Below are 24,250 nucleotides of genomic sequence, written 5' to 3' on the forward strand. Positions count from 1 at the left end.
TCAGCATCGGGGTGATTGCGGCCCTGGTTAGCAGTGATTTCCCTATCTGGCCGCCCCCGGGGAATGCCCGAGCGCCAGCCTTCTCCTCACCAGGGACCGCCGCTGTTGTTGCCTCCGGTGCTGCTGCCTCCAGTGCCGCCTCCGCTGGCGCCGGCTCCACTCCCACCACCTGTGGTAGGAACGATTACGACAGGCTCATTCACAGCCTTTTCCTCAACCGGCGTGGCAACTTTCTTGGTAGCCTTTGCCGCCGCCTTCGTCTGTTTAACCCTAGGCGGAGGCGTCGTGCGAACGACTTTCGGCTGAGACTTTGCCACCACCGGCGTTGGCTCGGCTTTGTGCATTAGGGACGTGCAGCCCATGAGCACTGCCAAGACGCCGGAGAGAGTCGTTCCGATGAGTGCTTGCTTCAATGCCCTGCCCATTATTGTCTCCTCGTTGATCAAAACACGTCCCGACGCGGGTTGGCTTCCTCCCAGGCCCGTCTGGCCGCGCCGACCAGTTGATCATCCAGCGAACCTGACACGGGAAGCTTCGACTTCAGTTCTCCGCGCAGTTGCTTCAACGCCGCTGTTTTCGCCTTGGTGCCGAATTTTGCCAAGTTCACCCGGGCCTCTGGCAGTTGGTTCCGAAAATCCAGCGCCGCAGCGAATGCCAGGAATCGCACGGCGATCGCCTGATCGGCTTTGTCGCCCTTCTGCGTTTCGAGAGCCGCGCGGTCCATGGCACCGAACTGATCGCCCCGCATCGTTCCCATCTCAAACAATCTTTGTGCTTCCGCGAGGTCGCGCTCCACGCCGACGCCGTCGCGGTACATGCGAGCAAGGTGGCTCGGAGCGAAGGGCTGGCCGAGCGCTGTAGCTCGCCGGAAAAGCGCCAATGCGGTCTGTGGGTTCTTCTCAATTCCCTGACCGTACAGGTAGTTGCGGCCGAGCAGGTTCATCGAATACATGTCCTGGCGCTGGACCCCGGCCTCCAGGAAGGCGACGGCGCGGGCCTGATCGGCAGTCACGCCGTTGCGACCCTCGGTGAATATCTCGGCGAGTGCGTTCATGGCGTAGGTGTGGCCCATCGCCGCCGCCTTGAGCAGCAGGTCCAGCCCCTTGCTGGTATCGCGCTCGACGCCGATACCGTTGAACAAGGAACGGCCCCATGCCATCATCCCATAGGGATCGCCCTTGTCCGATGCGGCCGCGAAAAAGGCGTTGGCTTTTTGTTGGTCGACCGCAACTCTGGTTCCCGTGGTGTAAAGATAGCCGAGTTCATATAAAGCGCGCACGTGCCCCTTCTTGGCGGCCTCCCCGATGGCTTTTTTGGCTTCATCAAGCTTGCCGGCTGCCAGCAGCGCGCGACCGAGTTCGTAGCGGAAGCGCGGCACATCCGGATAAGCCTTCACCGCAGCCTCGCAGGCCTCCACGGCGCTCGCGCCGATTTCGTTCGGCAGCAGGCCGGGGACTACGCCTTGCAGATCGAGAGGCTCGCCGGCAGCCTGATCACAAGGATCGACGCTTGGCGACAGCTTCATGGTGGCGGGCTTGGATGAGCTGCTGGCGGCCCGGATCTCAAAGCCGACCTCGACCGGCTCTGCGGCACCGATCTGGGGTTCGTAGCGCAGCTGGTCGACCTCGTCCGCCATCAGGCTCGACTCCGGCGACAGGGCACGATCCGGCAGGGACAGCGTACCCGTCGCCGGGTAGCTCGCAAGTTTCAGGCTGACGGCGGGGTCCTTGGTCGGGAAGTCCAGCTTCAGCGAAACCGGGCCTACTCCCACCGGGACGCTGATCTCGCGATTTTCGATCGCCTCGGCGGCGCCGGTGATATGGATGCCGCGCTCCAGCACCTGCTGTTTCTGCTCGGTCTCAAGCGAGGCCACAATCCGTTCGCCCTGGGCGCCTTCGCCACTCCTGACGCGAAACACCAGGATGCCCTGGGTTTGGCCGCCCCAATTGTCATGCGTGGCGTAGGCCAGCATATCCACCTCGTCCTGCGCGGCGTTCCCCTTGGGGATATCCATTTGCAAACGCGGCAGATCCTTGCCCTGGATAGGCTGGCCGACCGCGACAGCCTTGCCGTCCAGCAGCAGGTGCCCGAAAGCGGGTGGTCTCTCGATGCTTACGGTGATGGCTCCGCCATCGACATCGACTGGTTCCGGCAGGTCCAGAGCAACAGGGCCGACACCCGACGGCACGACCTTTTCCAGAACCGGCGGCAGCGAGGGCCGGCTGGTGCGGCGCATCAGGACAACCTCGTCGATGAGCGAGGAGTTTTCCCACGGAACCTGCTTGCCGTCGGTGGCCTCGACCACATCGCGGCGCACCGCGGCCATGACCGTGCGTATCTCCTGGTTCGGAGCCAGTGCGCGCCTGGAGAATGCAGATGAAAACGGGCTGAGGTCTCCCGCTCCATCATAGGCAACCGCCCCTGGCTCGGTGGCAAAGGCAATCAGCGTGTTCAAGGAGCTTTTGACCTGTGCAAGGCCGGTGTTGCCCGCCGTGATCAGCTGGTCTCTCAGCCAATAATCCTTGCGCGGAAACGGATTGTTGCGGCAGGCATCGAGGATGATCACCTGGATCTTCGATTTCGCGCGCAATTGCTGCAGGACATCGTTCAGCTTGACCGCCTGGACCTCTATGTCGGCCGCATTCTTCAGCGAGGCGTCCACGGGGATCAGGAAATTCTCACCACCGATCTGAAACCCGTGACCTGAATAGTAGACGACGGACAGATCGGCGCCGTCGGCCGCCGCGAGGTAGTTGCGGAACTGCTCCTCGAACCGCAGCTTTGTGAGATCCTTGGCGACGAACACCTCGAAGCCGGCCAGCCGGAACGTCTTGGATACGTCGTCGGCATCCTTGTCCGGATTCTTGAGGGCGGGGATTTCCCGGTATTCGGAATTGCCGATCACCAGGGCGACCCTTCGATCGGCCGACGCGTCGAAAGCCGTAAAGATCGCTACGAGGAAGACCGCGATAAGCCCGCAAAGCCGGAGCATGGCAACTGCCTCAACCGCTGCTACCCGACAACCACAATCCCCCAGCTTGCGGTATCAAGGTCCGTTGAAGAACTCACAATCTGCCGAGACGGCAACAGAGTGAAAGCCGTCGCGACAGCAGGCACTTCTCCATCCAAGTAAGTTCTAAATTACCTCAGAGGCGAACCATCCGCAATGAGTGTCGAAACGCACCAGAGTCCGGGGCCGACGCATTTGCGAATCTCATCCGGCGACGGCTGCAGTGCAGGGAAGGCCATCAGCGTTACGAAGCTGCGGCGGGTAGCGCAGACGACGCCAGGCCCGAGGCCCTCGCGGAAGCAATCTGGGCAGCCGCTGCCGATGCTACGCAAAACCGAGGTTAAATTCCTTACCTGCGAAGGCACCCGGGAGGTCCATCAAGTGTCTCTCCAGCGAGATGGACTGTCTAATTTCGGCGACTTATGGCGCGGATTTCGAACGCATACCTTCCGCCAAGAAGGAGAACCTACATGACACAATCCGCTGACCTCAACCGGGCCGATTCCAATTCCGAACGGCTTGCCCACGGCCGGGCTTTACGTCTTCAAGCCTATGGCGGCCCCGAATCCCTGACAGTCGATAGCGTATCCGCGCCCGAGCCAGGGCCTGGCGAGGTCCTGGTGTCGGTCAAGGCGGCCGCGGTAAACGGCATCGACTGGAAAATCCGTGAAGGCTATCTCCGCGAGCGCTTCAAGCTGACCCTGCCCGCGACGCTTGGCATCGAAATGGCCGGCGTCGTGCTTCGGACCGGCCCCGGCGTCCCGGGCGTGAAGTCCGGGGATCGGGTTATGGCAGCCCTCGGTGGCGTCGGAGCCTACGCCGACCATCTCGTCATCAACGCCGAGAAGCTCGTCCTGACGCCGTCAACCCTGTCGGACGTGGAGGCGGCGGCCATTCCGGTCGCGGCGATGACAGCCTGGCATGTCATTCAGGCCGCGGATTTCGACCTCTCCGGACGGCGGGTGCTGATCCATGGCGCGGCCGGCGGCGTGGGCGGCTTTGCCGTCCAGTTCGCCAAGGCGGCCGGAGCGACCGTCTATGCCACCGCCTCGACCAGGAGCCTGCCGCATGTCCTGGCCCTCGGCGCGGACAAGGTGATCGACTACCGGCAGCAGAACTTCGAGCTGCTTGCGCGCGACATCGATTTCGTCGTCGACCTCGTCGGCGGTGAGGTCGTGGATCGCTCCTGGGCACTCCTGTCGCCCGACGGCCTTCTCGTAAGCATCGCCGCTACGGACCTCGCATCGCGTACGCCGCCAGACCGCCGCGGCGTCTTCTTATCGAACAAGCCCGACACCGCGCGTCTGGCCGCGATCGTCCAGCAGGTCGCCGCGGGCACCCTGACATCGACGATCGGCGACGTGGTGGGTTTCGATGACTTGCCCTCCGCAATCGAGCGCAATCGCACCGGCCACGCACCCGGCAAGATCGTCGCAGACTTCACCCGCTGACGTCCCGTTCAAACTTAAAAGGGAATTTATCATGACGACGATCTGGAATCCGCGTGGGCCGGATGGACCTGCCCCACGACGCTGATGTGCTGCGCCTCGGGCGCACGCGCGAAGCCTTGGACCAGAACATCGTCTCAGGCCAGGCAGACATGACCGCGATCGGCCGTTGGGCTTTGGCCAATCCCGACCTCATCGAGCGTCTGTGGTTGGGCGCGTCCTTCAACGAGTCCAATCCGGCCACCTTCTATGGTGGCGGCGCGGCCGGCTACACGGACTATCCGCGGCTAGCAGACTGATGCGCCGGCTGCTGTAGTTCATCGGACCGCAGCAGCCATCATCGGGCGGTCGTCGCTTGCGCCATTGGATAAAGCTGGCCTTGCGATATGGCCGACGGCATTGGCCGACAGTAAGGTAACCGTGGCGGCTTCAAATCCGAATGAACGCTGCCAATTCGTCGGGAGTACCTTTGGGAAAGGCTTCCCTCAGATGGTCGAGAAAGGCGGAAACGCGGGCGTTCAACAGGCGCCGCGACGGGTAGAGCGTCCACAAGGCAGTATCTGGGGCATCCACATCCGCCCAATGCACCAACCTGCCGGCGGCCAGATCATGACTCACCAGCGATACCGGCAACCGTGCCGCACCCGCACCCATGACGACCGCATCGCGAACCATGATGAGCGACGATAGGCTGAGCACCGGGGTGAACGCGATCGTCGTCGGCCCCGTATCCGGTATGATGTTCCACGACGGAAGTCCTCTATCCGAGGTCCGCACGACAGCCGGAACGGCCTCTCCATCTCGCGGTCGCGCCACTTGCGGGCTCGCCACGATCACAAGCCGATCACGCATGAAGACCCGTCCCACCAGGCTCTCATCGGAACGCGGATTGACGCGAATGGCCAGGTCATACCCTTCTTCGACCATGTCGACTGCGCGGTCTTCGGTCGTGACTTCCAGGACAACGTCGGGATATTTGAGCGAGAAGCCTGCCGCCAGCCTACCCATCGCAAGCTGAGAGAAGAGCAATGGCGCACTGATCCGCAAATTTCCACGCGGTTCCCGGTCTCCCGACGCAATCGCCGCGGCCGTCTCCTCCACTTCCGTCAGCAAGCGACTGGTTCGCTCATGCAGGGCCTTTCCCTCTTGCGAGAGCTTCAGCGCACGCGCTCCGCGCTCGAACAAGCGTAGGCCCAGGCTATTCTCCAGTTCGGCGACGCGCCGGGAGAGCGTCGCCTTGGGGCGACCTGCGGCGCGCGCGGCGCGCCCGAACCCACCATGACGTGCAACCAGATTGAAGTCGGCCAAGGCGAGCAGGTCCATACGTTCCACCAGTGAGACAGGGTGTCTATAAATGGCAGCTACCGGTGCATTTGTGGACTCCTAAATAGCTGTCAGCGATTTGAAACAAGCTGGAGTGACATACATGACTATCCTCGTTACCGGTGCGACCGGAACCGTCGGCCGCAATGTCGTCGATCATCTCATCAAGCGTGGCGCCGATGTGCGCGCGCTCGTCCGCGATCCCTCGAAGGCCAATTTACCAGCCGGCGTTACCGTCGCCCAAGGGGACCTGCTCGACGTCGATGCGCTGCGCACGGCGTTCTCGGGCGTGTCCACCCTGTTCTTGCTCAACGCCGTGGTGCCCGACGAGTTTACCCAGGCGCTGATTGCCCTCAATCTGGCCCGTGAGGCCGGGATCGAGCGGATCGTCTATCTGTCCGTGCTCCACAGCGACGTCTACGCAAACGTGCCGCATTTCGCGGGCAAGTTCAGTGTCGAGCGCATGCTGGAGCAGATGGGCTTCAACGCCACCATTCTGCGGCCTGCATACTTCATCAACAACGATCACACGGTGAAGGACGTGGTGCTCGGTCACGGTGTCTATCCGATGCCGATCGGCGATAAAGGCCTCGCCATGGTCGACGCGCGCGATCTCGGCGAGATCGCGGCCATCGAGCTTGTTCGCCGTGAACAGGCAAATGAGCCGCTTCCCCTCGAGCGGATCAACGTCGTCGGTCCCGACACGTTGACCGGCACCGATGTCGCCGCCATCTGGTCGGAAGCTCTTGGGCGGGCGATCCACTATGGCGGCGACGATACCGCCGCGTTCGAGCAGAACCTCCGGAATTACGCGCCGAGCTGGATGGCGCTGGACATGCGTCTCATGGCCGAGCGCTTCCTGGTGGATGGCATGGTCCCGGAGGCAGGGGATGTTGACCGCCTGACCGCCATGCTCGGTCGCCCGTTGCGCTCCTATCGCGACTTTGCCACCGAGGTCGCAGCGTCGGCCTGACGAGTGCGCGGCGCGGCGGGCGGCGAACCGTCCCGCCCCATGCTTTGCCGCCAGCATGCAGCGCTTTTCTCCCTATTGAGGCTTCCGACTGATGCACGGCAGGCATCGCCGGCGACCTGCCGTGCATCAGTCGCGCGGTATGGGCAGCCCCGCGAGAAGCGGCGCGTACGCGGCGAGCCTGCGGGATATGAACTCAGTGAAGAGCCGCACGCGCTTGGTCTTGCGTGTCTCCCCCTGTGTGAGGAGCCAAACCGTTCCATACATGTGCAGGTCGGTACCCGGCACCCTCACCAGTAGGGGGTCGGCATCGCCAACGAAGCACGGCAGTGTCGTCATCCCGAGCCCTTGCCGCACGGCAACGATCTGCGCCCCGGCGTCCGAGATCCTGAATGGAACCCCCGTGGTGCGAACCTCACCCTCGCTGGCCCAGTCGGGGACTCCATGAATGCTTATGACGATCCACCGGATGGGATCAGGCGCGCCCGCACGCCATGCGGCTAGTCGATCGCGGGACATGTAGACGCCGCCGAACAGCTCCGGTCCCTTCAGGCCGTGAAGATTGAGCGGCAGCGTTTTGCGGTCGTAGACGACGCGGATCGCGACGTCGGCCTCTCGGTTGGTCAGATTTGCCAGCTCACCGGACGACAAGATTTCCATCTCGATGTCCGGATGCAGACGCGCGAAATCGGCGAAGTCCGGCATGAGCAGATGTGTCGCGAGGGGCGGCGCCAGGGTCACCCGCAGAAGCCCGCGCACGCTCTGGTCGCGCCCCAAGACGCGCGTCTCCAGCTGGTGCGACGACGCTTCCATCTGGTTCGCGAGATCGAGGACCTCCTCGCCCGCAGCCGTCAGGCGGTAGCCCGAAGGCAGCTTTTCGAACATGTGCGCCCCGAGGCGTTCCTCGAGCTGGGCGACGCGGCGCAGCACGGTCGAGTGATTCACCCCGAGGCGCTCGGCGGCGGCCCGCACTGAGCCTCCGCGCGCGACGGCAAGAAAGTAACGAACGTCATCCCAGTCGATCATGGTGCAATCCCGCACCGCGCGGTGCGCCTTCCAAAGCCCGTATCTAACACATCGATCAGCGGTATGGTGGTCATCATAGCCTCTGTCGACGAGCGCGGCCCAATCCGAAACGGCCGATCGTCGCGGCTGGCGTCAGTCGTCCAGCCGGATCGATTTCGCACCACCGATGTGCGCGCTTCCGCACTCAACAACTGACGCCGGCGGACACATTTCGAGGCTCTCGGGGGCGTCCCCGAACGATCAAAGGATGCATGACATGAACAGACTGAATGGAAAGACTGCCGTGATCACCGGTGGCGCTACCGGCATCGGCCGCGCCGCAGCCAAGCGCTTCATCGAGGAGGGCGCCTTCGTCTTCATCTTCGGCCGCCGGCAGGAAGCGCTCGACGCAGCCGTGGCCTACCTCGGGCCCAATGCTCGCGCGGTGAAGGGCTCGGTCTCCGATCTGGCCGACCTCGACCGACTCTACGGGGCGGTGAAGGCCGAGCGTGGAACCCTCGACATCGTCTTCGCCAATGCCGGGGCGGGAAGCCAGCTTGCGCTCGGCGTGATCACCGCCGAACACATTGACGAAACCTTCGACACCAACGTCAAGGGTGCGATCTTCACGGTCCAGAAGGCGTTGCCGCTGATGGGCCAGGGTGGTTCGATCATCCTGACCGGATCGAGCGCCGGCACCACGGGCGCCCCGGCAATGACCGCCTACAGCGCGAGCAAGGCGGCAGTGCGTAACCTCGCGCGGACCTGGGCGGAGGACCTGAAGGGCACCGGCATCCGGGTAAACGTGTTGTCGCCAGGGGCGACGGCGACCGAACTCGCGAAGGAGGCGCTGGGCGAGGAGGGCCAGAAGGCCTATGGCGCGATGACTCCGCTCCAGCGCATGGCCGATCCGGCGGAGATCGGGGCTGTGGCTGCCTTTCTCGCGTCGTCGGACAGCAGTTTCATGACCGCCAGCGAGGTCGCCGTCGACGGCGGCCTAGCCCAACTCTGACGCGCTACGCCTGGATGGGCGCCATTCGATTATTCGGAGCGCCGTAGGGATCGGCAGATAACCCAGCGCCGTTGAGGGCCGGGAATTAATATCAACACAATATCGGAGAAGTATTATGAGCTATGCGATTGTAGGATTCGGTAAGATAGGCCAGGCCCTCGCCCATGCCTTCGCCCGTAAAAACATCGAGGTGACCGTCGCGAGCCGCCGGCCGCCCGAGGTGTTGGCGCCGCAGGCTCGGGCGATTGGACCCACGGTCGTCGCCAAGTCGCTGCGGGATGCACTCGAGGCCGACACAATCATCTTGGCGGTCCCGTTCGGGGAGCATCGCGATGTTGCGAAGGCCCTGCCGAGCTGGGAAGGCAAGACGGTCATCGACGCGATGAACGCGTTTCCTGTCCCTGAAGAGCTGGACGGTCTTCCATCCTCCGCCTTCGTCGCGAAGGCGTTCGCCGGCGCCAAGTTCGTGAAAGGGTTCAATCACCTGATTGCGGCCACCCTGGCTGCCGATCCGATCGTCGAGGGCGGGCACCGGGTTGTCTTCCTGTCTGGTGACGACGAGGACGCGATCGCTCCCGTGGCGGCCTTGGCCAAACAACTCGGGTTCGCACCCGTCAAGCTGGGAAAGCTCAACGAGGGTGGCGCGCTGGTGCACGCACGCGGCCGCGCTTGGGGCCAGCTCATCTTCCAGGATTTGTTCAAGAAAGAGCAGTAGCCGATCTGCGGCCGTGTGATCGACGGCGAGAACTGGTCGCGCGCTAGAGCAATTCCAGGAAAGTTGAAACAAGAGTTAGAGCGGTTCACCGTTTTCCGTGAAACGATGAACCGCTCTAACATCTAGGATTCGCTTGAGCGTCCTCTGCTATCTGACCCTACTCCACGGTACTCCCTTAACCCCGAGCGGGTGGCTCCGGGGTGGCTTGGGTTGGTGGAAGGCTCTAGGGGCGTGAGCGCCTACCACTTCATCCGGAAGCCGACAGTGCCACCATAGCTGTAGCTGTCGCCGACATTCTCCAGCGAGGAGGCGACCAGCGCTTCGCCATAGAGCGAAAATTTGTCGTCACCCCAATTATAGCTGCCGCCGAGGCCGATGCCGCCCCACAACGCGTCCTTTTTGCTGACGAAGGCGGTCTGCGAGACGTCGACCTGGGTGCCATCGAGGAACTCGTAATAGAGATTGCCGATGCCATAGGCCGCCAGCCGGCGGATGTCGCCGGAGCTGCTGGTCCAGGTGTCCTTGTACTCGGCAGCGAGGCCGAGGCGGCCCAGCAGGCTGTCGGCGCTGTCGAGCGATACGGTGGCGCCGTACGGATCGGTGAAGGCGTCGAAGTCGACATTGGAATAGGCCAGCTGCATCTGCGGTGTGAGGGTCCACTTGCCACCCATGTCAAACCGCTTGCCGGCCTCCGTCGAGAAGGCATAGCCGAAGCCGTGATTGCCGTCGGTAAGCTGGCCGATCCAGTCGGAATCGAGGTCGCTGCCGTACCAGGTGGCGCTGGCCTGGGCGTCGACATAGAAACCGTTATAGCCGTACCAGGTCAGCGTGCCGCCGATGCCGTAGCCCTCGGTGGAAATCTGGCCGGTGCCGTAGAACGAGGTGATATCCTGCGTCACGCGGCCGTATTGGCCGTTGATGCCGGCGATCAGCTTGCCGCTGTTATTCTCCATCACCTCGCCGTCGAGGCCAGCCTGCAGCTTCCAGATGCTCTGGCTGTAGTCGGTGGAGCTGGTGGAGCGGTCGGATTCGATCTCGGTGTGGGTGCCCTCGACCCGGCTCCAGAACGCGCTCTGCTCGATCAGGACTTTCCCTTGCGAGCCGGCGTAGTAATCGGCCTGCTCGGGAGTGACAGCACACCTGTAGTTTTGCGAACTATCCTTGCAAAATACAGTTTTGGCAGGCACAGCGGGCTCGTTCCAGTGGCGGTTGCCGACGCGCTGCTGCAGGGTGGGAAGCCCGTTCAGCGCCAGCAGTGCCTGCGGGTAGCTCTCATAGAGCGGCACGCCGGGCTGGTAGAGCGGGCCGGCCGGGGGCACCGGGACGTCAGGATCGACGGGCTGGAGCTGCGAGCGCAGATACCAGTCGCCGTCGGCCGGGTCGACGACGCCGTTCTTCCACAGGGTGTAGGCGAAGGCGCCGCCGACCACTGCCTGCTGGCCGCCGATCACATAGTCGCCGGTCAGCTGGAAGGTGCCGTTCGAGGCGCCGTCGACCTGAATCACCTTGATACCGTCGCTGAGCGTCTGGGCGCCGGGGCCGCCGGCGTTCGTCACGGTCAGCAGGGTGGTGCCGGAGGTGTCGCCCGCCACCACAAGCCGGTCGGAGGCCGAGCCGTCAGTGCCGAGATAGGTATCGAGCGCCAGCGTACCGCCGCTACCCGTATAGTTGCCGCTGACGCTGAAGACATCGCCGACCGTGCCGTCCTGCAGGTCGATAATGCCGGCATTACCGACATTGCCGCTGACGGAATAAACGCCCGCGCCACCGCCGGTGCCGATGAAGGTGGAGCCGGTGCCGATATCGAGATTGCCGGTGATGGCGAGCGCATCGAGTGCCTCGAGGCTGGTGGCGCCGGTCAGGAACATGCCGTAGCCGGGATCCGAGCCGACCGTGATGGCGCCATCGAGAATGGTGAGCTGGCCACCATTGACCGTTAGCGCTTCCCAGTTGATCAGGTTGGTCCCATTGGCGGAAACGGTAAGCCCATTCAGCGTCAGGCTGTCGATCCAGCCGTCGGCGATGGAGACATCGTCGCCGCCATCCAGAAGCTGCGTGCCGTTATAGTTCGCCGTGGTGACGAGCGCGGTGTCCGAGCCGTTCTGGCCATGGAAGCCGCCCGTCAAAGTGCCACCCGACCAGTTGAACGTATCATTGCCGTCATTGGCCGAGGCGACCGCATCGTCGCCCCAGACGAAACCGGCCTGGGAACCGCCGGTCAAATTGTAGACGTCGTCGCCCAAGCCGAGGATCGCGTCTCCGGTCAACGCGCCCGCCGAGGTGACCACGACGTTACCGCCGGTCTCGTCCGTGCCATCCGAATTGGCATCACCGTCGCGGATGGCGATGCCCGAAGCGGAGCCATTGATGATGACGCCCGAGGCGACATCGACCGTGCCGCCGGCCGCCGCCACCGTGTGGATGCCGGCGCCAAGCCCGGTACCGCCGGTCACAGCAGCACTCGTCACGTTGACATCAAAAACCGACCCGCGATAACCCCACGCACCGATGCCGTCGCCATTGACCCCATTCGCCGAAACGGTACCGCTTATAAGATCTATGGTTGCAGTGCGGCCCGATCCACTCGCTCTGGCCCGCAGCCCAAATAGCCCAGCTTGTACGGTGCCGCCTTGATAGACGATGGTCGCGTCGCCATTACCGAAGCTCACGCCATCACCAGTGTCCGCACTAATGCCACCTACTCCGGCGTTGATCACGCCATTGCCATTGTAGGTTACGCGGGCGTCATCCTGGCCGGTAGATGCAACAGCCCAGATGCCGACGTTCCCGGCCTGGATGAGGCCGTTTCCTTCGTAGGTGACGAGAGCCTCGTCGCCACCACCTGCGCGAAATATGCCTGAAAGAATTCCGGCCGAATATGACCCAATGGCATCCGTTTGAATTGTTCCGTCACCACGGTAATTGACTGTCGCCCCCCCTGTGTTGGAATCGACGCTAGTTATTGCGACCAGACCTCGGCGAGACGCGCGGACCAATGCACTGCTGTCAGTGGCTGTGTAATTGACGATGGCATTTCCGGCTGCGTTGACGATGGCGGGACCAACCTGCGCACGAATTGCATCGCCGCCGGCAGGACTCAACGATACAACTGATCCCGTTCCCGTGTAGTTGATAACGGCGTCGCCGCCTGCTGTATTACTATGTATAAATATGGCCGTGTAGCCAACAACTGGTATATTGTTCTGACTCGTTACGCTGACATTTCCGATAACTGTTATCGTTGAGGCGCCATTAGAGGAAACGGTATTGTTAATGCTGAGCGGTATGGTCGTGCCGTCCAGCGTGAGGTTGGAATCGGGCGTGCCCGACAAGCCTGTCGCATATGGGTTTGCGTCGCCCACAGGTGTTCCATCTCCATTGCAAACGTAGCTGTTGCCGCCGACGTTTGCGCATGCCGTGGTAACGCTTTCCGCCCATGCCTGTCCCGCACCGCCGCCCAATGGCACGCCCAGCATCGCGACCGAACAGGCCAAGCAGACCGAAGGCGCGTAGCTCGCAGCCCGGTCCTTCCACTTGGTCAGTCGGCCAGCGCGCATGGGCGCACCGCGAGCCGTCCGGGAAATGCTCTTGCTCATTCTTCTATCCCCCCGCTTATGCGACATCAAAACCCCTTAGGCGCCCGGCTGGTCGCCCGTTCCGCGGTCGCGCTGGGGTGAAATGTCGGCATTGGATCCTCGGCTCGCGCTGACTTGCGCACCCGCAAACCGCCACCGGATTGGTGGAGGAAGGTGCGGAGGATTTTTGAAGAGCAGAGAACGTTGTCTATGAGCAAATAGACAAGACCGTCATCGGCGCGCAAAATCTGGGCGGCTTATCGCCTCTGCGATTGGCGGTTTGGTTTGAATTCGATAATGATGCTAAATGCTTAGCCGAGTGCTTGGCCGTCTGGTCGGATTTAAGGTCTACGAATAAACCTGCCGTGGAGGACGACCTAGTGCGGTTGGCCGGGCGCAAAGTTTGGTCGGAGTGACATAATTACCATGCCCGGAGTCCTCACTCATGAGCAACTCTCCGGACATGGGTCGGACGAGGTACGGTTCTATTGGCGGTGGCCCGGCCTGCTCTCGATCGATGGGAGTGTCTGCTCTCATGATCAAAGAACCAGCGCTTGGTTACCTCCGAGGCCAACAGATAGAGCGTGGTGATCGCGACGAGTCCGACAAGCACGGGCAGCGGCAGCGACACAAAGCCGAAGCGCGCTGCTGCGGGCACGTAAGGTATGATGATCGCAACAGCCGCCACTGCGAGCGTAAGGCCTGCAAGCAGGAGGCTAGGACGGCTAGCCCAGAACGCCCTGTGCGTGCGCACGATGAGCACGATGGCGAGTTCCGTCAGCAGTGACTCGACGAACCATCCGGTCTGGAAGGCAGCCGCTGTCGCATGTGCAACAAACAGCAAAAAAGCGAAGGTTGCGAAGTCGAATAGCGAACTGACCAAGCCAAAGCCGATCATGAATCGCCTGACAAAACCGATGTCCCAGCGACGCGGTCGGCGTAGCTGGTCTGCGTCGACATTGTCGCCGGCGATAGCCAGAGAGGGAATGTCCGACAGGAAGTTGTTGAGCAGGATCTGCGCTGCCAGCAGCGGCAGGAAGGGCAGGAACAGCGAGGCGACAGCCATGCTGATCATGTTCCCGAAATTGGCGCTGGTTGTGATGGAGATATATTTCATCGTGTTGGCGAAGGTCTTGCGGCCGTCGTCAACACCGCGCACCAGTACGCGCAGATCCTGTTTGAGAAGGATAATGTCGGCAGCCTCGCGGGCGACATCGACTGCTGTGTCGACGGAGATGCCGATGTCGGCCTCGTGCAAAGCGGGCGCATCGTTGATGCCATCGCCCAGATAACCGACGACATGGCCACGGCTCCGGAATGCCTGAACGATGCGCTCCTTCTGGTTGGGATCGATCTCGACGAAGAGATCGGTGTGCTGCACGCTTGCGAAAAGCGCGCTCTTCGTCAGCTTCGACAGGTTCTCACCGGTCATGATCCTGTCAGCTTGCAAGCCGACCGCGTCGGCGAGATGCGCAGCGACGTAACGGTTGTCGCCCGAAATGACCTTTACCGCGATGCCACGGTGGGCGAGCGCTGCAAGCGTCTCCCTGACGCCTGCCTTTGGAGGGTCGAGGAAAAGCAGGAAGCCCGCGAAGGCGAGATCGATCTCATCTTTCCTGCCAAATGCATTCCGACTTTCAAATCGACGGATTGCCACGCCTAGAACGCGGTAGCCGTCCGCGCTCCAGCGCCGGAATTTCTCATCGATTGCCGCACTGTGCGTCTCATCGAGGGGCTCCAGCCCTTTCACCGTACGGACAAAGCTGCAGGTTTCGAGGACATTTTGTACGGCGCCCTTCGTGATCAGGAGATCGTCGGCATCCTTGATCCGGACAACAACGGATAACCGCTTGCGGACGAAATCGTAGGGGATCTCGTCGACTTTCGTGAAGGCAGCCGATGACGCGCCCTGACCCGGCGCACCAGCGATCGCTTCGTCCAGAGGGTTTCTCAGTCCGGTCTGCATGGTCGCGTTGAGACGTGCCCAAAGCAGGATATCCGTCGACGGATTGCCGTCGACATCGAGCCATCCATCGAGGTGGATGACGCCTTCGGTCAGTGTTCCGGTCTTGTCGGTGCAAAGCAGGTCCATGCTGCCCAAATTCTCGATGGCGTCGAGACGGCGCACGATGACGCCGTTGGCCGCCATCGCCCGGGCACCTCGAGCTAGCGTCACGCTGATGATCGCCGGAAGAAGTTCCGGCGTGAGGCCAACCGCGAGTGCCAGCGAAAACAGCAGTGATTCAATCAGCGGTCGATGGAGCATCAGGTTGGCGAAGAACACCAGGATGACGATCGCCAGCATGATCTCGGTCATCAGATAGCCGAACAGCCTGATACCCTGGGCAAACCCCGTTTCGGGAATTTGACGCTCCAAGGCCGCGGCGATGGATGCAAATTCGGTGCCGGTGCCGGTGGCTACCGCAAGCACGGTTGCGGTGCCACTGCGGACCGATGTGCCGGTGAAGACCGCGTTGGTGCGCTGTGCGAGGGAAGCCTCTGGCAATGCCCGTCCAGGTGCCTTCACGACGGGAAAGGTTTCGCCTGTCAGCACGGCCTCGCTGACATTGAAATCGCGTGCGTCCAGGATGATGCCGTCCGCAGGAATGAGGTTTCCGGCGGAAAGCCGGATCACATCGCCCGGCACGATATCTTCGGCAGCAACCGAGCACTCGACACCATCGCGCAACACGACAGCCTTGCGCGAAATGCGCCGTTTCAGCGCTTCCGTAGCACGCGACGCGCCGTACTCCTGGGTGAAGCTGAGGATACAGCTTGCCAGCACGATCGCACCGATGATTGCAGCCTCCTGCCCCTCGCCGACGAAAGCCGACACGGTGGCCGCGAAAATAAGGATCAGGACCAGTGGGCTGCGGAATTGCCGGACAAGGACGGTCAACGCCGTCGTGCCGGGCCGTGAGGCCGGAGTGTTTCGGCCGAATTCTGCAAGCCTGGATACGGCCTCGGAAGTGGCAAGTCCCAAGGCAGACGTATCGAGGCGTCGCAGGAGGTCATTGGTCTCGATCGACCAATAGGCACCGCCGTCGGGGACGGATTGCTGGTCAACTTCGCCGGGTACGATACGGGAGATCATCAATACGACATGAAGCGGTTGATGCTGCTCCCGTCGATCAGCGTGCGGGTGACGCCGCCGAATGCCCATTCCCGCAGACGGCTGTGCCCATAAGCGCCTGAGACGATCAGGTCGGCATGGATCGACCGCGCAAATGTCAGCAACCGATCGCCGTCAGCCTCGCCGACGATCAGTTCCGTTCGGGCCTTGATGCCATGGTGTTCAAGAAAGACCGCGACATCGGCGAGGCTGTCACGAACGCTCTCGTCGCGGTCCGTATCGATTGTGGCGACGACAACCTCCTTGGCTGTGGCCAGGAAAGGCAACGCATCTGCTATGGCCCGCCGCGCTTCCCTGGTGTCTTTCCAGGCAACCAGCACGGTTTTCGCCATGACGTGTTCGACATTGCTGGCGGCGATCAGGACCGGACGGCCGGCGCCGAGTGCCAGACTGCCGATATCGACGGTGCGAAACACATTGTCTCCTGCCTCACCGGTAACGATGAGATCGGCCGCTCGGGCCGAAACGCTCAGGAAGCGGGTTGGACTGCAAACAGCTTGCCCCCATTCGCCAGAGATCGAAGCAGGAACCAGCCTCTCGAATTCGGCTCGCAGTTCGGCAAGCCGCTTTTCGATTTCCGTGCGCTGGATCTGCATGATCTCGCCTTCGTAGGCCATGCCGTCGCCAGTCGCGACCAAGGGTGGGACATCCGCTGCCGCCAGACCGATAAGACGGGCGCCAAACCGCTCCGCAAGCTCGATCCCCAATTTCACCATGGCCGTCGGAGGTGCATCCACGGCAAGGTTCACGATGATCGACTTGTAGGACATAGCCGGCGCCTTTCGATGATGCGGTCGAATGGTCGATGAAGTGCACCTGCTGGCGCTCGACGCCTTGATGCCGGTCAAACATGCGCCGATTGCGGGCCGCCTTCGAGAGGGCTCGCATCCTGTTTGCTCTTTGATCGTGATCAAGGATCGCCGTGGCGACGGGAATATCGTTCGACCGCATAGGGGAATTGCGATGCAGTCTATCAACGTCGACGAAGCGCCATGGGCGTCCAGCATGTTGCCTGAGGGCAGCACGTCATGAGCCAGATGTCCCATACCTCCTTTGCCGGCTTCACCCACGCTGCCCAGCAGGCGCAGCAGTGGGTCAACGAGCTTGCCAAGGATCTTTGCTGGAGCGAACCGAGCGCGTGCCGCCTCCTGAGGTCAGTTTTGCATACGGTGCGAGACTGGCTATCGATTGCGGAAACGGCCGATCTCTCGGCGCAACTGCCTGTTTTGATTCGTGGCATCTACTTCGAAGGCTGGAATCCATCAGTGCCTGCGTGCGAGCGCAAGAAAAGTGATTTTGTCCTCAGCGTCAGAACCAGTTTCGGCTACGATGACGACGTCGATTTCGATATCGCGATCAACGCGGTGTTCAAGCTTCTCGACCGTCATATTTCGCATGGCGAAATTGTGCAGGTCAGAAACTCGATGAAGAAGTCGCTTCGAAAATTGTGGCCAGTGGATTGACCCATGTTTCGCGAGCGGGAAGAGGACAACCGCGAGAAATAGGAGGTCACGTCATGCTGATCCGCACGCTTTCTGCCCTGGAGTGCACCAGGATGCTGACAGCCAATCGTGTTGGCCGCCTGGCCTGCGCGAAAGACGGGCATCCCTACGTCGTGCCCTTCTACTACGCCCATGCGGATGCTCATCTTTACGGGTTTTCCATGCCTGGCAAGAAGATCGAATGGATGCGCGCCAATCCACTGGTGTCCGTCCAGGTCGACGAACATGACCAAGGGCGAGGATGGAGAAGCGTCGTCGTCGACGGCCGGTACGAAGAGCTGCCTGATCGGATCGGCCACAAGCTTCAGCGGGATCATGCCTGGTCGGTGTTGAGCAAGCACGCGGACTGGTGGGAACCGGGTGCACTCAAGCCGGCCGTTCCTCCAACGGCCGACAGTGCACCGCATGTCTTCTTCCGGATACTCATCGAGCAGGTGTCCGGACGAGAAGCAAGCGAGTAGGTCGATCGACCAATCGATTGGTGTGAGCAGTGGTCCTGAAAGTCAGGCAACTCCTCATTCGAGTGATGGTTCAGTCGTGATCTCAGTCATTAGCGAGGGCGCCTAGTGCGTTCATTGCGCTTAGTCAAACACCGTGACTGCGACGGCATTTGATCCGCATCAACGTGCGCGCAAGCCAAGGCTGTAGGTTCAGTCGATCAATCGGGAAAACGCAGATGAAAGTCCTGATCGCGGTGGCTCTGGCAGGACTGGCTTTTGACGCGGCCAGCGCCCAGGAACTCAGCGGCGGCAAGGCGGAGTACATGAACTCGTGTGTCGTCTGCCATGGTCCTGAAGGCAAGGGCGATGGACCGTTGGGCGACGAGCTGTTGAAGCGGCCGAGCGACCTGACGCGCCTTTCCAGGCGCAATGGCGGCGAATTCCCCTATTGGCGCGTCTTTGCCGTGATCGACGGCCGCGCCATGGTGCCGGAGCATGGCGATCGCGACATGCCGGTCTGGGGCCGGCAATTCCTTCCCGGTGACGTGAAGAAGTATGGCCCGAACGCCGGGGAAATCGTCACCAAGGAACGGATCCATGATCTGGCTGGTTATGTCGAGACGTTGCAGCAATGAATGCAGATGGCGGAAACACTCTCCGCAAGACACAGGTATCGAGGAGGCCGGCCATGGCTGTTGACGACCAGCAAGCCGTTACCGCGTTCCTGCTTGATCCTGCCTCCTATGGCGCCACCAGACCGGTCGAGGTGATCGAAACCCATATCTCGCGTATCTTTCTGACGGGCGAACGCGCCTACAAGATGAAACGCGCGGTCAAGTTGCCCTATGTCGATTTCTCGGCGCCGGCGCTCAGGCTGGCCGCTTGCGAGAAGGAGGTGGACCTGAATTCGAAAACGGCGCCCGGACTTTATCTGGGGGTGCGCCGCATAACGCGCGAAGCCGACGGCAAGCTGGCTTTCGATGGCATGGGGCAAATGGCCGACGCCGCCATCGAGATGGTCCGCTTCGATCAGTCGAGACTCCTCGACCGGATGGCAACCGCCGGAGAATTGACACCGGCGCTGATAACCGCGGTTGCGCGCATGGTCGTGAGCTATCACCGTGCCGCGCCAACAATTCACAATGGCAGCGGGTCGTCCAATATGGCTGGCGTGCTCGACATCAACGAGGCCGGCTTTGCCACCAGCCATGTTTTCACAAAAGCGGAGGTCACGAGCTTTGCCGAGGCCTTCCGCACCGCTCTCGCCCGGCACTCAGAATTGCTCGACCGCCGGGAAGCCGCCGGCAAGGTCCGCCGCTGCCATGGCGATCTGCACCTGCGCAACATCTGTCTCTTCGACGGCGAACCGCGGCTCTTCGACTGTATCGAATTCAACGACCAGATCGCCAGTATCGACGTTCTGTACGATCTTGCCTTCCTGCTGATGGACCTTTGGCACCGGGGTTTTCCGGAACTCGCCAATCTTGTGATGAACCGCTATCTCGACGAAGCCGACGATGAGGACGGTTTCATCCTGCTGCCCTTCTTCATGGCGGTACGAGCTGCTGTTCGTGCGCATGTCACCGCAACGCAGGTCGCGGAAGGCAGTGCCGATTCCGACAAGTTGATTGCCGAGGCGAGATCCTATTTCGAACTTGCTCGAACATTTCTCCAGGAAACACCGCCCCGGCTCGTCGCCATCGGCGGCCTCAGTGGCTCCGGCAAGACGACCGTTGCAGAGGCGCTGGCCGCCCATGTCGGTGCGCCGCCCGGCGCCCGCATCGTCGAAAGCGACCGCATCCGCAAAGCCATGCATGGAGTGCCAGCAGAGACCAGGCTGCCAGACCGAGCCTACCGGCCGGAGGTCTCTGACCGGGTCTACCACGAAATGGCATGGCGCGCCGGCCTGATCCTTTCCGAGGGCGGCTCGGTCGTCGCCGATGCCGTTTTCGACAGACCGGCCGATCGTGAGCGGATCGAGAAAGCGGCGCGCGGCCGGGCTATCACATTCTCCGGATTTTGGTTGGAAGCGGACCCGCTCGTTCTTTGGCAGCGGGTCAGTGAACGCAAGGGCGGTCCGTCAGACGCCACGATAGATATCCTCTCGCGGCAATTGCAGCGAAATGCCACCCAGTCTAGCTGGCAAAAGATCAACGCCGATCGAAAGCTCGCCGACACTGTCGCGGAATTGAGAAGAAGGTTTTCCGAGGGCGATACTTCCAAGGCCCTGCGCACAGCCTCCTGACCGGCGCGGCAGGGCGATCGGCCTCAACGGAGTTCGAGGGTTGCCTCGACAAGGCCGGTTTCACTTGGAGGACGCCTTATCGAGAAGCCGAGAAAGCCTTGGCACCGACGATGATGGCCGGCGACGGCATCAACGATGCCCCCGGCGCTGGTCGCGGCGGCCATGGGGCAGATTACCCCGTTGCCGGCGCGCTGCTTCAGGAGGGGATCGACGTAGCGGTTATCCTGAACGCGCGCCTTGGCGATCGACATTTCGGGCGCGCATAGTGGATGACAGCAAAATCGGTGAGTGGCCATGGCACAGCAGAATCTGGTGGTTTGCAGCGAATGTGGTGGGGTCAACCGCCTGCCGCCGGCCCGCAATGCCATGGAGGCGAAATGTGGAAAGTGCGGGAACCGGCTGTTTTCGGGGCATCCTGAAGATGTCGACGCCCGGGTTTTCGATTGTCAGATCGCGCGCAGCAGCTTGCCCGTTGTCGTCGATATCTGGGCACCTTGGTGCGGCCCCTGCAAGATGATGGCGCCGGCGTATGAGGCTGCGGCCAACGAGCTGGAGCCGCATGTTCGTCTGATCAAACTCAATTCGGACAATGAGCAGGCAGTCGCGGCAAGGCTCGACATTCGCGGCATCCCGACCATGATCCTCTTTCACGGTGGGCGCGAAATCGCGCGCACATCAGGCGCAATGACGGCAAGTCAGATCGTCAGGTGGGTTCGCGACCGCCTGCCGACGGTCGCCGCCTGAAGTCGCCGCGCCAATGGATCCGCTCATCGCCCGCCTTGGACTGGCGCTCGCAATAGGTCTTCTCGTCGGCTTGGAACGCGGCTGGCAAGAGCGGGATGCACCTGATCGCAGCCGCACGGCCGGCATTCGCACCTTCGGCATATCCGGCCTCCTCGGCGGCATTCTGGCCGCACTCGCCGAAGCGCTCGATGCGGTATCGGTGCTGGTCGGCGGATTCATCGCTTTTGCCGCTGTCTTCGCCTGGTACAAGGCGCGCGAGGCTGCCCATGACGAGGATTTCAGCGTTACAGGCGTGATCGCTGGCCTCGGCGCTTTCGCACTTGGCGCGCTTTCCGTCGCCGGTGATTATCGAGCGGCGGCTGCCGGTGGGGCGGCATTGGCGGCAATCCTGGCCAGCCGCGAGGTCCTGCACGGTCTTCTGAAGCGACTGACCTGGGTCGAACTTCGTTCCGCGCTGATCCTGGCAGTGATGACGGCGATCGTCTTGCCCTTGCTGCCAAACCGGACGATGGACCCGTGGGGCGGTTTCAATCCCTGGGAAGTCTGGTTACTGACGGTGCTGATGGCCTCTATATCGTTCGCCGGCTATGTCGCCGTTCGCGTGCTGGGGACCACGCGTGGTCTGCTGGTCAGTTCGCTCTCCGGTGCGATCGTTTCTTCCACCGCCGTAACCATGGCTCTTGCCCGCAACGCCATGTCGGCAAGCAACCCCCTGCCGCTTGCCGGGGCGGCTTCGCTGGCTGCCATGGTTTCGGTGCTCCGCATCTGCGCCGTGATTCTGATCATCGAGCCAAGCGTATTCGCTTCGGCCGGCATTCCGGCGATTGCCGCGGCGCTCGCCTTCGCTGTCTGCGGAGCATTGCTGCTCGCTCGCGACAGCGGAAATGGTGAAGGTAGCGCTATAGCGCGCAATCCATTCGAATTGGGTCCACTGCTGCTGTTCGCCCTGCTTTTCGCGGTTGTGGCGACCGCGAGCGCTGCACTGGCAGCTCAATTCGGCGGCCGCGGCTTGCTGGCGACCTCGGCGCTGGCGGGCACGTTCGATGTCGACGTCTCGGTGCTCAGTGCCTTGCGGCTGGTCAAGCATTCGGTCCCTGTCGAGACCATCGGTCAGGCGGTGCTGGCGGCGCTTGCGGCAAATGCGATCGGCCGCCTGTCACTGGCGGTATTTGCCGGTCCGATCAGGTTCTGGGCGCCGCTGGCCGGCGCAACCCTGGCCGCTGCGACCGCCGGCTACGGCGCCATGTTGTTGCTTGGTCCGGGATAAAAGCGCGGTTCTTGAGCCACTTTGATGCGGATCAAGGGACAGGCCCAGCTGCGGCTCTATGGACTCCTCAAAAGGAGTTCACGATGACCAATTTGAAGGACCTCACTCCAAAATTCCGCCATGTCCGATTGCTGCTCGCCCGCGAAAAAGGCCATCCGGAAGGTGATCGCGAAGAGGGCTATGACCTGCTGGCTCCATTGACCGGCGAAGCCCGGATCGATGCGGAAGAGTGGAAATCGCACAGGGCCTCTTGCCGTGTTCGCCGCTTTCGCACCGGCGAGGAAGACCTGATCGGCCGGCTGAGGCGCAAGCCAGGCGGACAGTGGTATTTCGACTATGCCGAAGGCGATCGCGACGATGAGATCGGCTTTCATCTTGGCGACGAACGGTTCGTGACCGGCGAATATGTGTCGATCGAGCGCAACGGCGCCATGCACACCTATCAGGTGGCACGGGTCGAACGGCCTTGATGCTTCGAGGCCGGGCTCGGTGGGAGTAGACCATGTCCCGACGCATCCTCATTGTGGTCGGTCATCCCGACCCGTCCCCGGATCGGCTCTGCCGCGGTCTTGCCAACGCCTATGGTGAGGGTGCGGAAAAGGCAGGGCACGCCGTCCGCCGGGTCGATCTGGCAGCACTTGATTTTCCGATGCTGCGCACGATGCGGGAGTTCGAGCATGGTGCGGTTCCCGACGAGCTGAAGGATGCAGCTGAAGCGATCGTCTGGGCTGAGCATATCGTCTTTGTCTTTCCGCTCTGGCTCGGAACCATGCCAGCCATGCTCAAGGCATTTCTGGAACAGGTGATGCGGCCGGGGACGGCTTTCGCCTACCCGGACAAGGGCGGCGGTTTCACCAAGACATTGCTTCGCGGTCGTTCTGCGCGCGTCGTGGTGACGATGGGCATGCCCTCAGTTCTCTACCGCCTATGGTTCCTCGGACACGGCATCGCCGGCATGCGGCGAAACATCCTGCATTTTGTCGGCATCAGTCCGGTGCGCGAGACCTTGTTCGGCATGGTCGCCGGTGCCAGCGATGCGACCCGCAAGAAGTGGATCAGCCGGATGAGCAAACTCGGCCAGCGAGCGCTTTAGGTGAATATTGCCGTTCGGCTCCTCTGCCGGAACGAGCACGTTGCGCCGCTGGCGGTCATCCGCCGATGTGCCAGCCGCCAGATATGAATGCACAACCTTGCCGGCAGATTTGGCGGCCTCGCTCATAGCCCAAAGCTTGTCTTGGCAAGGAGAGCGCTCAGCAGGTGACCAGATCGGTGTGGCCAAATCCCTTGGAATAGTCGAGCACGGAGATGACTGTAGGCATCACGCGGAATATGCGGACCTGCTCCGGAGTCGGCATCGGGCCTGGGAGCAAGACTTGCTCCGAATACTTCAGCGGCAGCATCCGCAGGATCTTTTCCGCTTCGGCCCGGTCTACCACCGGCTGCGTGTGCGCGGCCATGGAAAGTCCGGTGATTTCCATCACCTGAGGCATGTCGTGATCGATGGTCAAGGACACGCGATTATCTCGCGCTAGATTCGCCGCCTTCTGGCTATCCAGACCACAGAGGAAGTAAAGGGTAAGGTCTTCGTTCACGTAGCCGACGGTCGTCGCCTGTGGCCAGCCGTCCTGCCTCAGCGTTGCAATTGTCATGATCCGGTGCTGATCCAACAGCGTCAGGATCTTATTTCTGACCTCTTCGTCCATCGGTTGTCTCCAAACTCATTGCTGACCATGACGATAGTAGGACCTTAGTCGCCTGGCATTGACCCACATCAACGCAAATAGCCGGCAAACGCGTCTCGGCCGCAATGGCTGGTCCGGGCCAGATCGCGTCATCCGACGCGCGCTACCGAACGATCGCA

Annotated in this window: 24 protein-coding genes; 15 read left to right on the forward strand and 9 right to left on the reverse strand. The window is 62.0% G+C overall.

The genetic code is table 11. The features are described 5' to 3' along the window. Positions 1 to 86: 86 nt before the first annotated feature. A complete protein-coding gene (locus NKJ26_RS14940) occupies positions 87 to 446 on the reverse strand; it encodes a hypothetical protein (protein WP_352598138.1) in 360 nt (119 codons plus the stop codon). Further along, positions 443 to 2,992 (reverse strand): caspase family protein, encoded by a 2,550-nt coding sequence (locus NKJ26_RS14945; protein ID WP_352695980.1) that lies wholly within the window; start codon positions 2,990 to 2,992, stop codon positions 443 to 445. Before NKJ26_RS14945 ends, NKJ26_RS14940 begins: the two co-directional genes overlap by 4 nt. 488 nt (positions 2,993 to 3,480) lie before the next feature. Between NKJ26_RS14945 and NKJ26_RS14950 the strand changes: the two genes are divergently transcribed. Both NKJ26_RS14950 and NKJ26_RS14955 read left to right on the forward strand, forming a co-directional pair. After that, entirely contained in the window at positions 3,481 to 4,461 is a 981-nt protein-coding gene (locus NKJ26_RS14950; RefSeq protein ID WP_352695981.1) for an NADP-dependent oxidoreductase, read from the forward strand. Positions 4,462 to 4,523: 62 nt separating this feature from the next. Further along, a complete protein-coding gene (locus NKJ26_RS14955; protein WP_352695982.1) occupies positions 4,524 to 4,757 on the forward strand; it encodes a hypothetical protein in 234 nt (77 codons plus the stop codon). A 130-nt stretch (positions 4,758 to 4,887) separates the two neighbouring features. On the opposite strand, the gene NKJ26_RS14960 is transcribed toward NKJ26_RS14955, so the two are convergent. Next, positions 4,888 to 5,781, reverse strand: a complete 894-nt coding sequence (locus NKJ26_RS14960) for a LysR family transcriptional regulator (RefSeq protein WP_352695983.1) — start codon at positions 5,779 to 5,781, stop codon at positions 4,888 to 4,890. Positions 5,782 to 5,884: 103 nt separating this feature from the next. On the opposite strand from NKJ26_RS14960, the gene NKJ26_RS14965 reads away from it, so the two are divergent. Then, the gene (locus NKJ26_RS14965; protein WP_352695984.1) at positions 5,885 to 6,754 is read left to right on the forward strand and encodes an SDR family oxidoreductase; all 870 of its coding nucleotides are present in this window, start codon (positions 5,885 to 5,887) and stop codon (positions 6,752 to 6,754) included. Between the two features lie 126 nt (positions 6,755 to 6,880). On the opposite strand, the gene NKJ26_RS14970 is transcribed toward NKJ26_RS14965, so the two are convergent. Then, positions 6,881 to 7,777 carry a LysR family transcriptional regulator gene (locus NKJ26_RS14970; RefSeq protein WP_352695985.1) on the reverse strand — a complete coding sequence of 299 codons (897 nt, stop codon included), beginning with the start codon at positions 7,775 to 7,777 and terminating at the stop codon, positions 6,881 to 6,883. Positions 7,778 to 8,033: 256 nt separating this feature from the next. Here NKJ26_RS14970 and NKJ26_RS14975 point away from each other — a divergent pair, with 256 nt between their 5' ends. Beyond that, entirely contained in the window at positions 8,034 to 8,768 is a 735-nt protein-coding gene (locus tag NKJ26_RS14975; protein ID WP_352598336.1) for an SDR family NAD(P)-dependent oxidoreductase, read from the forward strand. Positions 8,769 to 8,883: 115 nt separating this feature from the next. Next, positions 8,884 to 9,483, forward strand: coding sequence for an NADPH-dependent F420 reductase (locus NKJ26_RS14980; RefSeq protein ID WP_352695986.1), 600 nt, complete (start codon positions 8,884 to 8,886; stop codon positions 9,481 to 9,483). A 239-nt stretch (positions 9,484 to 9,722) separates the two neighbouring features. On the opposite strand, the gene NKJ26_RS14985 is transcribed toward NKJ26_RS14980, so the two are convergent. After that, positions 9,723 to 11,936, reverse strand: a complete 2,214-nt coding sequence (locus NKJ26_RS14985; RefSeq protein WP_352695987.1) for an autotransporter family protein — start codon at positions 11,934 to 11,936, stop codon at positions 9,723 to 9,725. Positions 11,937 to 12,113: 177 nt separating this feature from the next. Between NKJ26_RS14985 and NKJ26_RS14990 the strand changes: the two genes are divergently transcribed. After that, positions 12,114 to 12,344, forward strand: coding sequence for a hypothetical protein (locus NKJ26_RS14990; protein ID WP_352695988.1), 231 nt, complete (start codon positions 12,114 to 12,116; stop codon positions 12,342 to 12,344). A gap of 1,153 nt (positions 12,345 to 13,497) precedes the next feature. Here the strand turns inward: NKJ26_RS14990 and mgtA are convergent. Continuing rightward, positions 13,498 to 16,152: a magnesium-translocating P-type ATPase gene (gene mgtA, locus NKJ26_RS14995; RefSeq protein WP_352695989.1), complete on the reverse strand. Its 2,655-nt coding sequence runs from the start codon at positions 16,150 to 16,152 to the stop codon at positions 13,498 to 13,500. Next, positions 16,152 to 16,961, reverse strand: coding sequence for a universal stress protein (locus NKJ26_RS15000; RefSeq protein ID WP_352695990.1), 810 nt, complete (start codon positions 16,959 to 16,961; stop codon positions 16,152 to 16,154). The genes mgtA and NKJ26_RS15000 overlap by 1 nt, the downstream gene beginning before the upstream one ends. A 28-nt stretch (positions 16,962 to 16,989) precedes the next feature. Between NKJ26_RS15000 and NKJ26_RS15005 the strand changes: the two genes are divergently transcribed. The 5 genes from NKJ26_RS15005 (at position 16,990) to NKJ26_RS15025 (ending at position 20,378) form a co-directional block, all read left to right on the forward strand. Continuing rightward, positions 16,990 to 17,223 carry a hypothetical protein gene (locus NKJ26_RS15005; protein WP_352695991.1) on the forward strand — a complete coding sequence of 78 codons (234 nt, stop codon included), beginning with the start codon at positions 16,990 to 16,992 and terminating at the stop codon, positions 17,221 to 17,223. After that, positions 17,220 to 17,654, forward strand: coding sequence for a DUF2267 domain-containing protein (locus NKJ26_RS15010; protein WP_352695992.1), 435 nt, complete (start codon positions 17,220 to 17,222; stop codon positions 17,652 to 17,654). The genes NKJ26_RS15005 and NKJ26_RS15010 overlap by 4 nt, the downstream gene beginning before the upstream one ends. A gap of 53 nt (positions 17,655 to 17,707) precedes the next feature. Continuing rightward, positions 17,708 to 18,154 carry a pyridoxamine 5'-phosphate oxidase family protein gene (locus tag NKJ26_RS15015; RefSeq protein ID WP_352695993.1) on the forward strand — a complete coding sequence of 149 codons (447 nt, stop codon included), beginning with the start codon at positions 17,708 to 17,710 and terminating at the stop codon, positions 18,152 to 18,154. A gap of 215 nt (positions 18,155 to 18,369) precedes the next feature. Then, the gene (locus NKJ26_RS15020; protein WP_352695994.1) at positions 18,370 to 18,768 is read left to right on the forward strand and encodes a c-type cytochrome; all 399 of its coding nucleotides are present in this window, start codon (positions 18,370 to 18,372) and stop codon (positions 18,766 to 18,768) included. Between the two features lie 53 nt (positions 18,769 to 18,821). Continuing rightward, positions 18,822 to 20,378, forward strand: a complete 1,557-nt coding sequence (locus NKJ26_RS15025; protein ID WP_352695995.1) for a bifunctional aminoglycoside phosphotransferase/ATP-binding protein — start codon at positions 18,822 to 18,824, stop codon at positions 20,376 to 20,378. A gap of 23 nt (positions 20,379 to 20,401) precedes the next feature. Here the strand turns inward: NKJ26_RS15025 and NKJ26_RS15030 are convergent, their stop codons facing one another. Continuing rightward, complete coding sequence (locus NKJ26_RS15030) at positions 20,402 to 20,629, reverse strand: hypothetical protein (protein WP_352695996.1); 228 nt, start codon at positions 20,627 to 20,629, stop codon at positions 20,402 to 20,404. Between the two features lie 43 nt (positions 20,630 to 20,672). Here NKJ26_RS15030 and trxC point away from each other — a divergent pair, with 43 nt between their 5' ends. From trxC to NKJ26_RS15050, 4 genes are all read left to right on the forward strand, one after another. After that, positions 20,673 to 21,122, forward strand: a complete 450-nt coding sequence (gene trxC, locus NKJ26_RS15035) for a thioredoxin TrxC (protein WP_352695997.1) — start codon at positions 20,673 to 20,675, stop codon at positions 21,120 to 21,122. A 13-nt stretch (positions 21,123 to 21,135) separates the two neighbouring features. Beyond that, the gene (locus NKJ26_RS15040) at positions 21,136 to 22,389 is read left to right on the forward strand and encodes an MgtC/SapB family protein (protein WP_352695998.1); all 1,254 of its coding nucleotides are present in this window, start codon (positions 21,136 to 21,138) and stop codon (positions 22,387 to 22,389) included. An 83-nt stretch (positions 22,390 to 22,472) separates the two neighbouring features. After that, complete coding sequence (locus NKJ26_RS15045) at positions 22,473 to 22,859, forward strand: hypothetical protein (RefSeq protein WP_352598156.1); 387 nt, start codon at positions 22,473 to 22,475, stop codon at positions 22,857 to 22,859. 32 nt (positions 22,860 to 22,891) lie between these two features. Further along, the gene (locus tag NKJ26_RS15050) at positions 22,892 to 23,482 is read left to right on the forward strand and encodes an NAD(P)H-dependent oxidoreductase (RefSeq protein WP_352695999.1); all 591 of its coding nucleotides are present in this window, start codon (positions 22,892 to 22,894) and stop codon (positions 23,480 to 23,482) included. Between the two features lie 157 nt (positions 23,483 to 23,639). On the opposite strand, the gene NKJ26_RS15055 is transcribed toward NKJ26_RS15050, so the two are convergent. Further along, a complete protein-coding gene (locus NKJ26_RS15055) occupies positions 23,640 to 24,092 on the reverse strand; it encodes a pyridoxamine 5'-phosphate oxidase family protein (RefSeq protein WP_352696000.1) in 453 nt (150 codons plus the stop codon). Positions 24,093 to 24,250: the final 158 nt, after the last annotated feature.

The sequence above is a fragment of the Mesorhizobium sp. M0152 genome (assembly GCF_040322415.1).
In the GTDB taxonomy this organism is placed as follows: domain Bacteria; phylum Pseudomonadota; class Alphaproteobacteria; order Rhizobiales; family Rhizobiaceae; genus Mesorhizobium.

Bases quoted from the DNA above. Each gene is read 5' to 3' on its own strand.
- NKJ26_RS14945 (WP_352695980.1), bottom strand. From the start codon at position 2,992: ATGCTCCGGCTTTGCGGGCTTATCGCGGTCTTCCTCGTAGCGATCTTT.
- NKJ26_RS14950 (WP_352695981.1), top strand. From the start codon at position 3,481: ATGACACAATCCGCTGACCTCAACCGGGCCGATTCCAATTCCGAACGG.
- NKJ26_RS14955 (WP_352695982.1), top strand. From the start codon at position 4,524: ATGGACCTGCCCCACGACGCTGATGTGCTGCGCCTCGGGCGCACGCGC.
- NKJ26_RS14960 (WP_352695983.1), bottom strand. From the start codon at position 5,781: ATGGACCTGCTCGCCTTGGCCGACTTCAATCTGGTTGCACGTCATGGT.
- NKJ26_RS14965 (WP_352695984.1), top strand. From the start codon at position 5,885: ATGACTATCCTCGTTACCGGTGCGACCGGAACCGTCGGCCGCAATGTC.
- NKJ26_RS14970 (WP_352695985.1), bottom strand. From the start codon at position 7,777: ATGATCGACTGGGATGACGTTCGTTACTTTCTTGCCGTCGCGCGCGGA.
- NKJ26_RS14975 (WP_352598336.1), top strand. From the start codon at position 8,034: ATGAACAGACTGAATGGAAAGACTGCCGTGATCACCGGTGGCGCTACC.
- NKJ26_RS14980 (WP_352695986.1), top strand. From the start codon at position 8,884: ATGAGCTATGCGATTGTAGGATTCGGTAAGATAGGCCAGGCCCTCGCC.
- mgtA (WP_352695989.1), bottom strand. From the start codon at position 16,152: ATGATCTCCCGTATCGTACCCGGCGAAGTTGACCAGCAATCCGTCCCC.
- NKJ26_RS15000 (WP_352695990.1), bottom strand. From the start codon at position 16,961: ATGTCCTACAAGTCGATCATCGTGAACCTTGCCGTGGATGCACCTCCG.
- NKJ26_RS15005 (WP_352695991.1), top strand. From the start codon at position 16,990: ATGGTCGATGAAGTGCACCTGCTGGCGCTCGACGCCTTGATGCCGGTC.
- NKJ26_RS15010 (WP_352695992.1), top strand. From the start codon at position 17,220: ATGAGCCAGATGTCCCATACCTCCTTTGCCGGCTTCACCCACGCTGCC.
- NKJ26_RS15015 (WP_352695993.1), top strand. From the start codon at position 17,708: ATGCTGATCCGCACGCTTTCTGCCCTGGAGTGCACCAGGATGCTGACA.
- NKJ26_RS15020 (WP_352695994.1), top strand. From the start codon at position 18,370: ATGAAAGTCCTGATCGCGGTGGCTCTGGCAGGACTGGCTTTTGACGCG.
- NKJ26_RS15025 (WP_352695995.1), top strand. From the start codon at position 18,822: ATGGCTGTTGACGACCAGCAAGCCGTTACCGCGTTCCTGCTTGATCCT.
- NKJ26_RS15030 (WP_352695996.1), bottom strand. From the start codon at position 20,629: ATGTCGATCGCCAAGGCGCGCGTTCAGGATAACCGCTACGTCGATCCC.
- trxC (WP_352695997.1), top strand. From the start codon at position 20,673: ATGGCACAGCAGAATCTGGTGGTTTGCAGCGAATGTGGTGGGGTCAAC.
- NKJ26_RS15040 (WP_352695998.1), top strand. From the start codon at position 21,136: ATGGATCCGCTCATCGCCCGCCTTGGACTGGCGCTCGCAATAGGTCTT.
- NKJ26_RS15045 (WP_352598156.1), top strand. From the start codon at position 22,473: ATGACCAATTTGAAGGACCTCACTCCAAAATTCCGCCATGTCCGATTG.
- NKJ26_RS15050 (WP_352695999.1), top strand. From the start codon at position 22,892: ATGTCCCGACGCATCCTCATTGTGGTCGGTCATCCCGACCCGTCCCCG.
- NKJ26_RS15055 (WP_352696000.1), bottom strand. From the start codon at position 24,092: ATGGACGAAGAGGTCAGAAATAAGATCCTGACGCTGTTGGATCAGCAC.